The following is a 15,346-nucleotide window of genomic DNA, read 5'->3' as shown; positions in this document are numbered from 1 at the left end:
AAATTAGAGGCAAAAGTTTAATCCAGATGTCATGAGAGATTGGTGGAAGCAATGGCTGACAAACCTGGGGTGGTCACAGTCCTTGCTACTTGGGACTCTGGATATTGTCTTAGTGCTGGCGCTGACGTACATGATACTAGTTATTATTAGTGAGCGCCGGACACTATGGATGGTGCGGGGATTCATTATCTTAATGCTAGCCTCAGCACTAAGTGGCAGATTCGGACTACCTCTGCTAAGTTTTGTACTAGAAAAGTTGGTGATTGGTTGTGCTGTGGCGATGGCAGTTGCTCTACAGTCGGAGTTTCGGCGGTTTTTGGAGCAATTGGGGCGTGGCGAATTCCGCCAGCTGTTTCAACCCGACCGTCTGGCAATCCCCAAATCTGATAGTGTAATTGATGAAATTGTTGAGGCTGTTAAAGAATTGTCAAAAAACCGCATTGGAGCTTTACTAATTGTGGAAACCACAGGGCCAATTGATGAGCGAGATTTTTCTGTGCCAGGAGTAAAGCTAAATGCGGAAGTTTCCAAAGAACTAATCCAGACAATTTTTCAGCCGAAAACTTTGTTACACGATGGAGCGACATTGATTCGTGGCTCACGGATCGTGTCATCAGGTATAATTTTACCACTTTCGGGACGCACAGCCTCGCGCCAGCTGGGAACACGCCATCGGGCAGCAATGGGAATTACTGAGCGGGTCGAAAATTGCATTTGTGTCGTTGTCTCTGAAGAAACGGGTTCTATTTCCTTAGCGGAACGGGGAACCCTAAATAGACCGCTGACGATTCGGAAACTGAAAGAGTCATTAGAAGCTCTTTTGTCTCCAACCGTAGATAGGGAAGCTGTTGCTCCTGGTCTGTTGAGTTTTGTTCGTCGGATAGGTGGGAAGACACTAGCACTGGTTTCACGTTTACTCAGATTACCATCGACCGCTTCTCGAGATAAAAAATGACACTACAACAAACTAAACTACAAGATTTACCTAACGATTTAAAACGAGAATTATTGCCGCAGCACGTTGCGGTGATTATGGATGGTAATGGTCGATGGGCTAAACGTCAGGGTCTACCTCGAATTATGGGTCATAAACGAGGAGTAGATGCTCTTAAGGATTTACTTCGCTGTTGTCAGGATTGGGGAATTCAGGCGCTCACAGCTTATGCTTTTTCAACGGAGAACTGGAAAAGACCACAGGAAGAAGTAGATTTTTTGATGACTCTGTTTCAAAGAGTTTTGCGCCAAGAACTGCGGGAAATGGTTGAGGAAAATGTTCAAATTAAGTTTGTAGGGAATTTACAAGACTTGCCGCGATCGCTCCAACAAGAAATATCCCGTTCAATGGAAGAAACTAAGAATAATCGTGGTATCCGATTTTCGGTGGCAACTAATTATGGCGGACGGCAGGAAATTTTACAAGCTTGTCAAGCGATCGCAAAGCAAGTCCAGCAAGGTATCCTACAACCCAATGAAATTAATGAACAGGTGTTTGAGAGCCACTTGTACACAGCCGGAATTACTGACCCAGATTTATTAATTCGCACTAGTGGAGAAATGCGCCTCTCAAATTTTCTTCTCTGGCAAATGGCTTATGGAGAAATTTATATTACCGATGCTCTCTGGCCCGATTTTGACCGTGCCGAATTTCATCGTGCCTTGTGTGCCTACCAGCAAAGGGAGCGGCGATTTGGGAAAGTCTAAATTTGTTTACGCAATTATAACTATAAAAGCAATACCTAATTAGTATAAAAAAGTAATTAAATAAAATAAAATCAACTATTTTTCGGTCGTCGCAGTTTCTTGGAATTCATTGGGCCGAGAATTTGATTCAGGCTACGCAACTGCTCTGCTGTACCCATACCAATTAATCGGTCTCCTGGCATTAAAATCGTATCGCCAGTGGGACCGCCGATTAAAGTCCCATCAACGCGGCGAATTGCCAGAACCAATGCTCCAGATTGCGATCGCAATCTCGCCTTTTGCAAACTTTGACCGACAAAAGGGCAGAAAGCCGGGTCTAGTAAAAATTCTTCCATATACAACTGACGGTCTGCACCTGTCAAAATCCCGTCTACAAAATCCAAAACCTGGGGTCTGAGTGCCGCAGCAGCCATCCGCTTCCCACCAGTAATATAGGGGGATATAACTTCATCTGCACCGCCCCGTCGTAACTTCTGCAAGGCTTCCTCTGTGCTTGCCCGTGCGATCACCCGAATCCCCGAATTCAGTGTTTTAGCTGATAATACAATGTATAAATTTTCAGCATCGGAAGGAAGGGCTGCAACGATACAAACCGCCCGTTCAATACCAACTTTCAAAAGTGTGTCATCTAATGTAGCGTCGCCTTGGTATGCTGTGTAACCTTCAGTCTGCGCCCTTTGTACTGATTCAATCTCCGAATCAATCACCACAAAAGGTGCCTCTTCTGCCCGAAATTCCTTGGCAATTTGGCGACCAGTCCGACTAAATCCACAGATGATGTAATGTTCTGTTAGGGATTCCATTAACCGCCTCTGCTGCTGTAACCGAATTCCTTGTTGAAAGTAACCTTGAATGATCGCTTCTGTAAACCTGTTGACAATGTAACCGATATTGACTACACCCAACAAAATCAGGGCAATTGTAAACAATCGTCCTCGGCTACCTAGTGGGTGCGTCTCTCCGTATCCTACAGTCGCTAAAGTAATGACTGTCATGTAAGCCGCATCTTCCCATGACCAGCCCTCCACTAACGAATACCACAAAGTGCCAATGAAGAAAACACCGCCAAGTGCGATCGCCCCAGCCATCAACTCTTTTTGGATACGTTGATATTTTTGCTCAAGTGTTGAGAATGAGGTAAAAATAGTACTTTTAACCTAATTTTTCGAGTTTTCTACTAACTTTTTAATATTCGTCCTTTTTAGTATATTTAATCTAAGTAGTGGGCAAGAATAAATCAAACTAAGTTACGCCATGTAAAATTAATTAATTTATCTGTTACTACAGCTTTGCATTAATTCGTAGCGGTTTTAAACGCAAAGGAACGCTGAGGGAAACGAAAGGTACACAGAGGGATTCGCTATGAAGTTACGAAATAATGTACTTAGCAAGAACTGAAGCCGCTTACTACAAACCTTTAATTATTCATGCTCACTTACTTAGAAGTTATCTAAAGAACTCATAACTACTTAGCGTTTTGGACATCAGTGAGAAAACCCCTACACTCTACCCAAGATTTGGACGGGCTGCGCCTATGGAAATTGCCTGTCGCTCATACTCTTGCTCAAGCGTTGAGTACAAAATTTTTTCATCACCGCCATGCCTTTAAAGTCATATAAGCGTTAGTTTAAGAAGAAGTACGAGTTGTGCTAAATAAAAAGTATTTTTTAGGGATTTCTAGGAAACTAGTAAATAACTATATAATGAAAAACTTTCAGGAGGAGCGGTAGTGAGCCTACAAACTCTCGTTGACCAAGCCACCATCCCCCCAGATTCAGGGTCAGTAGCATCTAGCCCCTTTAATACAGATAGCTTTAATGAAGCTGTCATGTCTACCTACGCCCGGTTTCCCTTAGCCCTAGAACGGGGTGCTGGATGCCGGGTTTGGGATACCCAGGGACGGGAATATCTGGACTTTGTAGCGGGAATTGCTACTTGTACTTTAGGACATGCCCACCCAGCGATGGTAGAAGCAGTAACACGCCAAATCCAAAAGCTGCACCATGTCTCTAATTTGTATTACATTCCTGAGCAAGGTGAATTGGCAAAATGGCTTGTCGATCGTTCCTGTGCCGATCGCGTATTTTTCTGCAACTCTGGTGCTGAAGCTAACGAAGCTGCAATTAAACTGGCGCGGAAATACGCTCACACAGTATTAGACATTGAAAAACCGATTATTTTAACCGCCAATGCCAGTTTCCACGGACGGACTTTGGCAACCATTACCGCTACAGCACAACCCAAGTATCAAAAGTATTTTGATCCCCTAGTTCCTGGGTTCCACTACGTAAATTACAACGATATTAACGCTGTGGAAGTAGCGATTAGCGAGTTGGATGAAGGCGATTATCGGGTAGCAGCGATTCTGATCGAGCCATTGCAGGGAGAAGGCGGTGTACGTCCAGGAGATGTTGCCTATTTCAAAAAGCTCCGGCAGATTTGCGATGAAACTGGCGTTTTGTTGATTTTCGACGAAGTGCAAGTTGGTATGGGGCGTAGCGGCAAATTATGGGCTTACGAACATCTCGGCGTTGAACCGGATATTTTCACCAGTGCTAAAGGCTTAGGTGGCGGTGTCCCCATCGGTGCAATGATGAGCAAGAAATTCTGCGATGTTTTTCAACCAGGGGAACACGCTAGCACCTTTGGCGGAAATCCTTTTGTGTGTGGTGTAGCACTCAGTGTTTGCCAGACATTGGAACGGGAAAATATTTTGCAGAATGTGCAAGACAGGGGCGAACAGTTGCGAACTGGATTAAAAGCGATCGCCGCAAAATATCCTCAGCACATTGGCGAAGTTCGGGGTTGGGGTTTAATCAACGGTTTGGAGTTACGAGCCGATATTCAACTAACCGCAGCCGATGTCGTCAATGCTGCCATCAACGAGGGCGTATTGCTAGTACCAGCGGGGCCAAAAGTAGTCCGGTTTGTGCCACCGTTAATTGTTACAGAGGCGGAAGTCAACACTGCCTTGCAAGCTGTGGACAAGGCGATGTCTAACGACAAGCCGTAGAACGTCTACGCAATTCTCACCGAATAAAATATTGTTTGTTTTGTGTAGAGACGTTGCAATGCAACGTCTCTTTTTCATTCTGAGGAAATTTCTCGATAAGCTTGCCGACACTGCTCATAATTGTCTGGCAAAATCTCAGCATTACCAAAACATAATTGCTCGTGAGTAGTAATTAAAGTTTCATAAGGCTGTATAGGAGTCACAGACGATCGCAGCAATTGCAAATATTCTCCATCAGTACGGCTGAGTTTATGGGGTGCGATCGCATTTTTATCCAACTGCTGCAACATCGCTAAATAAAAACAACGGCAAGCCTCACGGTAGTTACCTTGACGATAAAATTCTTGCGATCGCTCCAATAAAAGGGCTATGGATGACTCATTAGAGCGATTTTTGACGCGAAAATCGGTGAGATTGCCACTTCTATTTAGCCAAGAATATATGTAGGGACTGACTTCTCGCCATAATCGCCAACCCACCCACGCTATAAATAATCCCAGTACCAGCCAAAACAGGAATTTCAGCAATTCACTAAGCCAAGGGCTAATTGACCATCCAGTAGGCAATTCTGGTAAAGCCCGTTCAAAGCGATAAAACTGGTATTCCCACCATTCACCCGCTTGTTGTTGGAATTGAGACAAATGCCAACTCCAGCTAGTTTTTTCAAAAGTATCTGTCATAGGAGGGAGTGGGGGAGTGGGGGAGTGGGGGAGCAGGGGAGCAGGGGAGCAGAGGAGAAGTTGCAGTAAGTTTTTCCCGTCTGCCCCCGCTCCCTGTCTCTCTGTCTCTAATGACCAATGACCAATGACCAATGACCAATGACTAATGACTAATGACTAATGACTAATGACTCTTGACTCTTTTTTTATCATTAGCCAGCCGATGAGAACAAGTAGCGCACCGAATGCCAGAAATCCTAGATCCCAAGCTAACTCATTTGGGCCTGGTTTTACATGATGGACACCGAGAATTTGATGGTCAATTAAACCTTCAACCAAGTCAAACAATCCACCACCAATCAGTATCGATCCAATAAAGGTCTGTGATGACCAAGGGACATCATCACGTCTTCCAGCACGCCATAGTAACACAAGTCCAGTCGCGGTGAATACCCAATCCAAGGTATGAAAGAACCCATCCCACACCATGTTTAAATCTATATTCGCCCTGTTTGTTAGAGGTCTAATGTTACTCAGCATGTGATGCCACTGGAGGATTTGATGCAGTAAAATTCCATCAATAAACCCTCCAAGACCCACACCAATAAAAATTCCAGCAGTGATTAGTGGTGCGCGTCGGTTGAAGGTTTCACTTTTCGCCTCCATTGTCAACCTCATAGATAGGCTTTTCTACCAAAATACAACTCTTTTGAGAGAAATATCTTCTATCTTGAGGCCAGTGCGATCGCTCAACTTAAATTAATCAATCTTCAAATTTAATCTGCATACCCGCTTTCACTGGGTCGAAATCTTGGGGAAAATGGGTGTTGCGTTGGCGTAGCCTACCGTAGGTAATCGTAGTCTGCTTTTTCCAGGTTCGCTCCTTTAAGAGCGGCTTGGCGGAGATTCGCTGACATCAATAATGCTCCCCTAAGATCGGCATCCTTCAGATTAGCTTGACTAAGAAAGGCATTGCTCAAATCAGTTCCCCTCAAATTAACGCTACTCAGGTTAGCTTCACTCAGGTCAGCATAACTCAGGTCAGATCCTTTCAAGTTAATGCCTTGCAAATCAGCATTACCCAGTTCTGCTTTACTAAAGTCCCGTTTTCCTGCTGCATAACTCTCCACGAGAGTAGAGGCACTATTTATAGGCTGTTGAAAATTGACTTCAGGCATATACAGCGCTTCCGGCTATTATGCAATACAGTTTTTCTCCTTGCCCTCTCCTATCAAAGCTTTCAGATTTGGGGATGTACCTCATAGCTGCCGTAAGTGCTGTAACAGCGTTACAGGTTGTCTCGTTATTACTTTCACGTATCCTTTTGAATTACGAATTACGAATTAGTAATTATACTTCCTAAATGTAATACATTAGTTCCTTCTGTTGTCGGATCGATCTTCGTTCACAAAGGTCTTGGAGTGTATATTTTTCCAAAACAGAGTTAGCAGCCTGACGTGCTTCTTGCCAAACTTCCTGAATTAGCTCACCTTCTACCGTATTAGGAGTTGGCTCAGAAGGAGAGACAACAATATCCGATCCTTCCATGCAGCTAAAAGCATCCAACACTGTAATCTTTCCGGGATCTCGTGCCAGAACATAGCCACCTTTGGCTCCACGTATACTCTTAATTAAACCTCCACGTCTTAATGTTGCTAGAAGTTGTTCCAAATAGCGGTTCGGGATATCTTGCAATGCCGCTATCTCTCGAATTTGTAGGGCTTCACCGTTAGGGTAGCAGGTTGCCAACTCTAACAGAGCTAGAAGTGCGTATTCTGATTTGTTAGAGATTACCACAGGCGTAATATTTTAAGCTCATATTTAAAGATACAAAGTCTTTGAGTTTGTTTCCCTAAGCTACTGCGAAGAAAAACTTTACAATCAACCTATTGTTGACCGGCTTACTCTACTTTAAAGACCTTCTAGCATACAAGCAATTACTTTTTTTTTTAAATTCGATAAATAAAAGTGATTGATTAGCTACACATGGAAATTTCTTGAAAATGGCAGAATGACAGTAAAGGTAGTTCCCGTAACGATCGCACTTTCGACTGTAATCTCACCGCCATGTAAATCTACAGCCTGCTTGACAATGGACATACCCAATCCCATTCCTGGGATATTGGCTGTATTACTAGCGCGATGGAAGGGTTCAAAGATGTGTTCAATGTCAGCAGCGGGAATGCCAATACCAGAGTCTTGAATCTGAAATATAGCTTGCTCGTTGGCAGTGGTTACAGAAAACCTAACCGTACTACCAATGGGAGAGTATTTTAAACAATTCGAGAATAAATTACTCAAGATTTGTCGGAGTAGTTTGGCGTCTAAATTAGCTGGTGTACATTGGCACTCACTGCTAAAAGCGATCGCATGTTGTGAGCGATCGCTCTGCTGTAATTCTTCTAATAAATCGCGGCAAAATTCCACCAAATTTATGGGTGTTGGATTAAACTCTAACTTGCCTGTTTCATCCTGACTCACCACCAAGACATCATTCAACAACTGGGTTATATGCATAACTGATGTTTGAATACGACGCAGGTGGGTTTGTTGTCGCTCTTCGCTCCAGAGGTGGCGATAATATTCTAGTAGTTCCGCAGAAGAGTGGATGGTAGCCAAAGGGGTGCGAAACTCATGGGAAGTGATGGTGAGCAAGCGGGATTTAAGTTCGCTAAACTCCCTTTCTTTGGCAAGCGCTTGTCGCATCGCCTCTTCTGCCCATTGCAGCTTGGCTTGGGTTCGCTTGCTTTCGCTAATATCCCGCAATAACCAGCGCAGACTAATTAACTCACTAGATTGATTACGGATAGCAGCAACCTTAACCGCAGTCATAATAGGTGTTTTGTCACGCGGCCGCAGGGTTACTTCCCACTCTTGCATTTTCCAGTCTGGGAATTGGGCGCGATCGCGCAGATGAGTTAGTTTCAAATGAAAAGCAATTATTTCTTTCTCAAGTACAAAAATTCCTATGGATTGGCCCAACAGCAAACTTTTGGAAATGTTAAGCAGAGTGGTGGCGGCTGAGTTAGCTTCCTGAATTATCCCTTTTGTATTAGTCACAAAATAAGCGTCTGGTACTTCCTCAAATAATTCTTGGTAGCGTTGACTTTCTGCTACCAAAGCCTGTTGAGTTTTGGATAATTCTTCATTCTGCTGCTTTAAATCTTCATTTACTAGTTGCAGTTCTTCCAAAGCCAGGTAAACTTCTTTGAATATTGCGGTAACGAGTTCAATATCTGCTTGTGCTTTTTGCTGTTCGCTCTGGCGTTGCAAGAGGGCGACGCGCTTACGCATGTTCTCTATCTGCAAAGCTAAATCGTCCAAATTCACGCTCTTGCTCCTAATTTCTAAAGTGGGGTTTTGTTTTAGATTCCCTACTTAGACGATCTTAGCTTTTGGAGTTTAGCAGTTATCAGTAATTTCAGCGTCGTTTTAGGTAGTTTTAGTTCTTTGGGCTGATTAGGACTGAATACAGCAGAATTCAGAAGTAAAACATACTTTATACCTGGCTTTAAGATGAATCGTTGTATACTTCACCTTCCTTGAAATCTGCTGTAAGTAATCAGGCAGTTCTCGTTTGTTCACTGTTTTCGTCTGGAAATGTTACTCAATTGCTCTCGAAGGTCAGCCCATTTAAGACCTTCTAGGCTGGGTAAAACAATATGAGCGGCTCCAACTCGCTCAACAGGGCCAAGTCCTACTGCCCACATCCCAGCAGCTAGAGCGGCTTCAACACCAGCTGCGGCATCTTCTACAACCACAGATTGCGCTGGTTCGATTCCTAGCTGCTTGGCTGCGTACAGAAATAAGTCGGGTGCTGGCTTGGGTTCTTGTACGCTGTAACCATCAGCGATCGCATCTACTTTATTCATAATGCCCAATCGCTCGATCACTGGGCGGGCATTTTTGCTAGCTGAACCAATACCGATCTTAATACCAGCTTGCCGCAGTTCATCCAACAGAGCGATCGCACCTGATAACAAGTCGTGGGATGTCATGTTTTGGATCAATTCCACATAGTAGCGATTTTTGCGCTCCATCATCTCTTCAATTTGTGCTTCCGAATACGCTCTATTCCCAAGAATCAGCATCAGAGAAGCACGACGGGATACACCCCGCAGGGCTTCGTTAGCTTCTCGATTAAATGGTATACCCTCTTCATCAGCTAGCTTTTGCCAAGCGAGATAGTGAAGTTCTGCTGTATCTGTTAGCACACCATCTAAATCGAAGATGAATCCTTGGATGTTGGGGTTGTGGGGAAGGTGGGGCCCCCTCTGGGGATAAGGGGTAATGGGAAGTGGGGACGATGAGGGAGCAGGGGAGGCAGGGGGAGAAGTTTGGTGTTCAGAAGCTTGTGAGTGGGAATTTGGGGGATCGGGGGAGAGAGAAAGTTGGAGAAATTCTAGCTGACGAGTTATGTCTTGGGCGACTTTTCCCTGATGTAGATCGAAGTCGTGCCATTTCCCGCGCCAGTGCAGTCTAAACTTTAGACGCGTCCAGCCAGGGGGTAGGTGGGGGTTGGCTACAGGGCCATTTTCAGTTAATTGGATGCCGCCAAATCCAAAAATTACGGCTTGCCAAATCCCACCAGCACTAGCGCCGTGAATACCGTCGTTGGTATTACCTCGGTTATCTTCAAGATCCACCATTAACGCCCGCATAAATTGTTCGTAAGCTACGGTTGATTTGCCCAAATCGGAAGCTAAAATGGCTTGAACTGCTGGGCCAAGGGACGAACCATAAGTAATATCAGTGCGGGGTGCGTAGTAGTCCCAGTTTGTCTGCAATGCTTTTTCGTTATAGGGAAAATCTGCTGATTCCCGCATTAAATATAGGAGCATTAATACGTCTGGCTGTTTGAGTACTTGAGATTTGTTGGTTTTATCAATACCTAAGATCGGTTGCATGGAGCGATCGCGTGGTTCATAATCTGCTAAGTTGATATCTTCCAATTGGAAAAATCCCTCGAACTGCTCGATTAGTCCGGTTGATGGGTCATAGAAAAACAATATTTTGGCGACGATATCTTGCCAGTGCGATCGCTCTTCTGGGGTCAGCTTTAGTTTCTGTTCTAGTTCGGTGGCTTGTTCGGGGAATTTGTCAACTAGCCAATCATAGACGGCGATCGCTTTCTCTAGATGCCATTGCGCCATCCGATTTGTAAAGGCGTTGTTGTGGACTAATTCATGGTATTCATCCGCTCCGATCACTCCCGGAATTTCATACCGATCGCGCTCAGAATTGAATTCGACTCGACTACCCCAAAAGAGGGCGGCATCTAAGATAATCTCTGCGCCGCACTTTTGCATCCAGTCATCATCACCAGTGGCTTGCCAGTAGTTCCAGACTGCGTAAGGGATATCTGCATTGATATGAATTTCGCGATCGCGGCACCAAATCCGCACGTCTTCACCATAAAAATCACTGCCGATAGCCCAACGTGGTGTCACTTCATCTCCAGTATCAGCACTTTCCCAGGCAAACATTGCCCCTCTATAGCCGTAATGGGCTGCCTTGCGTCTAGCTCCTGGTAAGGTGTGCCAACGGTAACTGAGTAAATTGCGGGCGATCGCTGGTTGAGTAAACAGAAATAGGGGTTGCATAAAAATTTCTGTATCCCAAAAAATATGACCGCGATAGCCAAACCCCGAAAGGGTTTTAGCAGGAATGCTCACCCTATCATCATCCTGTGGGGCAGCAATCAGCAGTTGAAACAGATTGTAGCGAACAGCAAAAGTAGCTGTGCTATCCCCCTCAATCAGGATGTCACTTTGCTGCCAAACCTCATTCCATGCCTGCTCATTGGCTTTTAGTAATGTTGCGTAGTCTGGCAGGTGTGCGAGTTTTTCTTGAGCTGCTGGAACTGGTGCTTCAATCTCTCGCGAGGTAAAAACTGTCACAAGTTTTTCCACCGTCACAGTCTGCTGCGCTTTAGCGAAAAAGGTTGTACTCAAGGTAGGATAACCAGGTGCGGTATTGATTTGCAAAGATGCTTCAGTGCCTAATATTGTCACCTTAACTGCCATACCAAGTTCAATTCGAGAGTTGCGCGTGCGGCGTTGCAACCAGATTCCTTGATTAGTCTTGCCCTGATCTAATTCTTCCCAGTGATTCAAACCCTGATTTTCGGGATAGCCATTGATGCTAGCTTGAACTTCGATTAATCCCTCAAAATCTATCGGTGTTAAATGGCAGCGTAACGCCAACACGTGCGGATCTGCAAGACTAGCAAAGCGTTCAAAGCTGATGTCTATGGTGTTTCCACTGGGAGAGCGCCAACGCACAGACCGAATCAGTAGTCCTTGGCGTAAATCAAGCTGGCGATCGTAGCTCAATATCTCACCTCGATCGAGACGGAAGCGATCGCCATTTACAATCACTATCAAGGGTAGCCAGTCAGGGCAATTTACTAGTTCAGTGTAAACCACAGGCACATCATCGTAGACACCGTGGATAAAAGTAGCTGGCAATGCATGAGGATAACCTTCCTCAAAACTGCCTCTGCTGCCCAGGTATCCATTGCCGATTGTAAAGACAGTTTCTTTGGAGTGCAATTGTTCAGGGTCAAACTGGTTTTCGATTAATATCCAGTCTGTGTAAATAAAATGGCGAGAACGACCTTTTGTTTGCATAAATTGGAGATTGGGGATTTTGAGTCTTTAAGCTAGATGAACGGAGTTCCAAGGTGGATGAACGGAGTTCCGAGGTGGATGAACGGAGTTCCAAGGTGGATGAACGGAGTTCTAACTCTCCCCTGCTCCCCACTCCCTCATCCCCCCTTATGCTTTTCCAAAATCTTTTCGACTCTGGGCTTATAAATGAGATGAAATAAGGTTTCCATGTAGCGATCTCTAGCTTCGTTATTTTCGGGAGCAACAAAGTTCCAAAAACTAAACATTTTCGCAAGCAGTAGTAATTGATTGCTATGTAAATGCCAATTATATTTGTGATGAATTCGCTGACTCATCCATTCGGAAACTTCTTGCCAGTATTCAGCATGAGAATCGCATTGCTCAAGGAAATCTAAAATTTTCGTTGCTGTTCCTTCTAAGTCTGTAGGATTAACATTAAATTGGTTTTCTTTGTTCTCGATAATTTCTAAAGAACCGCCAAATTGAGTAGCAAAAGTTGGCAAGCCAGAAATCATCGCTTCTAAAATACTCCGGCCAAAGGATTCAAAAAGGGCAAAATGAACATAAATTCCCTGAGAATCGGCAACTACTCGGTAGGCTTCGCCGATCTCCTTGCTAGGGACACGCATTCCCAACCAGCGAATCTTCCCATTGAGATGATATTGGTCGATAATGTCGTGGAGTTTTTGAATTTCTTCTGCTTCTTCTGGGTTGCTAGCTTCATGTAGATGCAGTTTAGTAGTTAATAGAATCAGGTTACAACGATCTTGTAAAGCCTGACTTTTACCAAAACATTCAGCTAAACCAGTGAAATTTTTGATTGAATTAATGGTATCAAGAGCAAAGATTGGTCGATTATTGGGGCGTTCTAAATGGCCAAGAATTTGTGGATCTTCGCGGGTAAAGAGTAAGTCGTGGACTTGTGTGCAAAGTTTAGAATCTCGGTTTTCTTTTTGGCTGTAGGGAAAGAAAAGATTTTCATTTACTCCCGGCGGCACTAAGTTAAATTTAGGACTGAACAAATCAATGCCATCAACTACATGATACAACTGCGGCATCGTAAACCATTTATACGACTCGTATTGACCTATGGTATCAGGCGTGCCAACAATTTCTTGATAGGACGATGTGATGATAAAGTCAGCTGCATTCATGCTAATCAAATCGGCGGTAAATTGTGCCGAAAAATGATACTTATCTTCTAAATCTTGCCAATATAAATTGCTAAATAGATATTTAGGTTTTTCCAAAGAATGGGCAATGTTACACTGGGTAACTTTCATGCGGCGAGATAGCAGAAAGGCTACTAAATTACCATCGCTGTAATTGCCAACAACTAGATTAGGCTTGCCTTGGAAATGAGCTAATAATTCTCTTTCTGCATCTACAGCAAATTGCTCTAAATAGGGCCAAATCTCAAATTTAGAAATCCAATTATTCGTAATTTCTGGATTGAATTCACCAAAAGGAACGCGCAATATCCAAGCATTTTCGGTATCTTGGACTTTTTCTAAGGGCAGGTTACAAAATGTGCCTTCACAGTTAGGAATTAATCGAGTGAGAATAATTACATGGGGTTTAATGCCTAGCTGGTCGAGTCCAGCGAGTTTGATTTGTTCGCGCAGTTCGTTTTCTAAGCTGCGAGCTTGTTCGAGGACGTAGATAACTTGACCGAGTGTTTCATCTCTTCCCAAAACATCCTCCTGTCCCACCCAGCCGTGGACAGAAACGAGGACGACGCGAAAGATGGCGGGGACGCGGGCCACAAAAGCTTCTAAAATTGCAGGTTCTGGAGAGTAAATTAGTCGGTCGAGGAGTTCTATGGTTTCAGAGACTCGCGCCGCAGTGTTACCCCAACCCGGCTCAAAGCCGAGTTCTTGGAGATCAAAGCTAAATTTTTCATAAGGTTCATCAGGCGATCGCTCACTCAGGAATTTGAGCGCTAGCTTAATTTGTTTGGCTAACTGAATACCAGAAGGAATGCGATCGCTCAACAATAGGCGAATACCATTGCATTGCAGCCTATGTAACGCTTTAAATAACATTTCTACCCAATATTCAGAGTCAGTCAACAATTGATTGCACAGGTAACGGTTGAGGAAGGCTAAACCTTGACCAATATTTCTCGCGTCGTCAATTCTTGGAGAACTCTCATAGAAGGGGTGGAGGTCGATTTCCAGAATATGGGGTTGGTAACGGTTGACTAGACGATCTCTCACATCTAACAGCGCTTGAGGCGTCATCTGCTCGAACCTGCTAAAGTCGGCTGTCAGTTGCCAAACTTCTTGATTAGCAATCCTGGGTCGAATCACGAACCAAGTTCTTTCCTCTTCGAGGATTATTTCGTGGGTATATTGTATTAGTTTGCCAACAGAAGAAGAGTGGTAAAAATAGGCTGGTTTTTGGGATTGATGACAGTAATCAGCAAAAGCTTGCAAAATCTCATTTCTTAGGAAGTAATGCTTACCTGAAACACTCAACGCATAAATCAACTGATGTAGAGCAGTTTTTTCATCACCGTTGGAGAGAGCTTGAACTAGTTCATACATGATGACGAATTCCAGAAATTTAGCTAGGTAATAACCTCATTTTTCTTTCCAGTTTTCGGTTTGCTGAGGTATATTCCCCAAACCATCGTAAATTACTATAAAAATCTTCGCGTCTAGCTCTGGGATGAAAGCTGTGATAACTTCAAATCTATGGGATGAGGGAGTAGAGGAAGGTAGCAAGGGAAAATTATTGAACGAGTTTCTTTCTCAATCAGGTATAAAACACTATTTTCAATTAAGTACTAAAGCAAAATTGGAGCGATCGCTAGTAAGCTTGTAATATAATTCTTTTGACTTTTGGCTTTTGACTTCCGCCTTGCGGTACTAGTCTGATATCAAACCTATATTAATAACTTTTTGTAGTGCTTTTTCAAAGCCTATACCCTGTTTAAGAGCGATATACAAAAAGACTATTGCAGCTGAACGAATTGAATTATCACAATGTATCAGAGTCGGTTTGGGTAGTTCAGTGATGGTCTGATATATCTGAAGCATACCTTGATGATTAATATCTTCAGATTTAGTTTGGAGATTAACATAATACAATCCCAAAAGCTCAGTCTTTTCCTGTTCATTAGCCAGCAAGCCTGTTTCGTCAGGCAAACGTAGGTTCAGTACAGACTTATAACCCTCATCAGCTATTTGTTGTAGCTGATCTAGTGTAATTTGCCCAGCGATCGCTAACTCATCATTAATCTTCCTAACAATATTCATCAGTTGGATTAACCCCATTGTGCCAATATTATCCACAGTCTAAATTTAGGAAAACAATTTGAGGATCTTGTGAGGGAT

Annotated in this window: 11 protein-coding genes and 1 pseudogene; 3 read left to right on the top strand and 9 right to left on the bottom strand. The window is 43.7% G+C overall.

From position 1 onward, the window contains the following. Nucleotides 1-31: 31 nt before the first annotated feature. On the top strand, nucleotides 32-955 hold the full coding sequence (gene cdaA / locus V7K53_RS23275; protein WP_292782377.1) for a diadenylate cyclase CdaA: 924 nt from the start codon (nucleotides 32-34) through the stop codon (nucleotides 953-955). Continuing rightward, nucleotides 952-1,701: an isoprenyl transferase gene (locus tag V7K53_RS23270; protein WP_335199915.1), complete on the top strand. Its 750-nt coding sequence runs from the start codon at nucleotides 952-954 to the stop codon at nucleotides 1,699-1,701. Before cdaA ends, V7K53_RS23270 begins: the two co-directional genes overlap by 4 nt. Before the next feature lie 71 nt (nucleotides 1,702-1,772). Here V7K53_RS23270 and V7K53_RS23265 read toward each other — a convergent pair whose 3' ends face one another. Next, nucleotides 1,773-2,789, bottom strand: coding sequence for a potassium channel family protein (locus V7K53_RS23265; protein WP_335199914.1), 1,017 nt, complete (start codon nucleotides 2,787-2,789; stop codon nucleotides 1,773-1,775). Between the two features lie 641 nt (nucleotides 2,790-3,430). On the opposite strand from V7K53_RS23265, the gene V7K53_RS23260 reads away from it, so the two are divergent. After that, on the top strand, nucleotides 3,431-4,714 hold the full coding sequence (locus tag V7K53_RS23260) for an aspartate aminotransferase family protein (protein WP_335199913.1): 1,284 nt from the start codon (nucleotides 3,431-3,433) through the stop codon (nucleotides 4,712-4,714). A 74-nt stretch (nucleotides 4,715-4,788) separates the two neighbouring features. On the opposite strand, the gene V7K53_RS23255 is transcribed toward V7K53_RS23260, so the two are convergent. The 8 genes and pseudogenes from V7K53_RS23255 to V7K53_RS23220 all read right to left on the bottom strand — a co-directional run bounded on the left by V7K53_RS23255 (nucleotide 4,789) and on the right by V7K53_RS23220 (nucleotide 15,268). Next, nucleotides 4,789-5,394 carry a DUF4129 domain-containing protein gene (locus V7K53_RS23255; RefSeq protein ID WP_335199912.1) on the bottom strand — a complete coding sequence of 202 codons (606 nt, stop codon included), beginning with the start codon at nucleotides 5,392-5,394 and terminating at the stop codon, nucleotides 4,789-4,791. Nucleotides 5,395-5,550: 156 nt separating this feature from the next. Further along, nucleotides 5,551-6,039, bottom strand: a complete 489-nt coding sequence (locus V7K53_RS23250; protein ID WP_335199958.1) for a DUF2243 domain-containing protein — start codon at nucleotides 6,037-6,039, stop codon at nucleotides 5,551-5,553. A 97-nt stretch (nucleotides 6,040-6,136) separates the two neighbouring features. Further along, nucleotides 6,137-6,551: pseudogene (locus V7K53_RS23245) on the bottom strand (pentapeptide repeat-containing protein). A 181-nt stretch (nucleotides 6,552-6,732) separates the two neighbouring features. Further along, nucleotides 6,733-7,170, bottom strand: a complete 438-nt coding sequence (locus V7K53_RS23240) for an RrF2 family transcriptional regulator (RefSeq protein WP_335199911.1) — start codon at nucleotides 7,168-7,170, stop codon at nucleotides 6,733-6,735. A gap of 183 nt (nucleotides 7,171-7,353) precedes the next feature. Beyond that, on the bottom strand, nucleotides 7,354-8,703 hold the full coding sequence (locus V7K53_RS23235) for a PAS domain-containing sensor histidine kinase (RefSeq protein ID WP_335199910.1): 1,350 nt from the start codon (nucleotides 8,701-8,703) through the stop codon (nucleotides 7,354-7,356). A 251-nt stretch (nucleotides 8,704-8,954) separates the two neighbouring features. Then, the gene (gene pgmB, locus V7K53_RS23230) at nucleotides 8,955-12,005 is read right to left on the bottom strand and encodes a beta-phosphoglucomutase (protein WP_335199909.1); all 3,051 of its coding nucleotides are present in this window, start codon (nucleotides 12,003-12,005) and stop codon (nucleotides 8,955-8,957) included. 137 nt (nucleotides 12,006-12,142) lie between these two features. Further along, complete coding sequence (locus tag V7K53_RS23225) at nucleotides 12,143-14,554, bottom strand: sucrose synthase (protein WP_335199908.1); 2,412 nt, start codon at nucleotides 14,552-14,554, stop codon at nucleotides 12,143-12,145. 324 nt (nucleotides 14,555-14,878) lie between these two features. Next, nucleotides 14,879-15,268, bottom strand: a complete 390-nt coding sequence (locus tag V7K53_RS23220) for a beta-lactamase hydrolase domain-containing protein (RefSeq protein ID WP_335199957.1) — start codon at nucleotides 15,266-15,268, stop codon at nucleotides 14,879-14,881. Nucleotides 15,269-15,346 lie beyond the last annotated feature (78 nt).

Origin of the sequence: Nostoc sp. (assembly GCF_036917355.1) — a bacterium.
Lineage (GTDB): Bacteria > Cyanobacteriota > Cyanobacteriia > Cyanobacteriales > Nostocaceae > Nostoc.
The sequence above is the reverse complement of the archived record's forward strand: the minus strand, read 5'-3'. Positions and strand labels throughout refer to the sequence as shown.